The organism is Arthrobacter sp. 179, assembly GCF_052379645.1.
Lineage (GTDB): Bacteria > Actinomycetota > Actinomycetes > Actinomycetales > Micrococcaceae > Arthrobacter_H.
This window is the reverse complement of sequence record NZ_JBQSYU010000067.1, coordinates 1-387: the sequence shown is the minus strand read 5'-3', so window position 1 is coordinate 387 and position 387 is coordinate 1. Positions and strand designations below refer to the sequence as shown.

At 65.9% G+C, this 387-nt stretch carries 1 protein-coding gene; it reads right to left on the bottom strand.

The genetic code is table 11. From position 1 onward, the window contains the following. On the bottom strand, nucleotides 1-387 hold a 387-nt coding region (locus ACT3UE_RS15800), incomplete at both ends, for a cbb3-type cytochrome c oxidase subunit I (protein WP_444567031.1).

The following is a 387-nucleotide window of genomic DNA, read 5'->3' as shown; positions in this document are numbered from 1 at the left end:
GGTGCTGCCATAAGATCGGTCCCCCGGCATCGGGGTCGTAGATATGGGCGCCGAAGCGCCGGTCCGCCCCCAGTGCGAACAGTGCGGCAGCCAGCGGCGGGAACGCCATCAGGATCATCAACGAGGTGATCAGGGCGTTCCAGGTGAAGATCGGCATCCGCCACATGGTCATACCCGGTGCACGCAGGCAGATGACCGTCGTGACGAAGTTGACCGCGCCCAGGATGGTGCCGAAGCCGGACAGGGCCAGGCCGAAGACCCAGAGGTCACCGCCGATCCCCGGACTGAACGTGGTGCTGGACAGCGGGGCATAGGCGAACCACCCGAACGCGGCGGCACCCTGCGGGGTGATATAGCCGGCCATGGCAATGGTGGAACCGAAGAGGA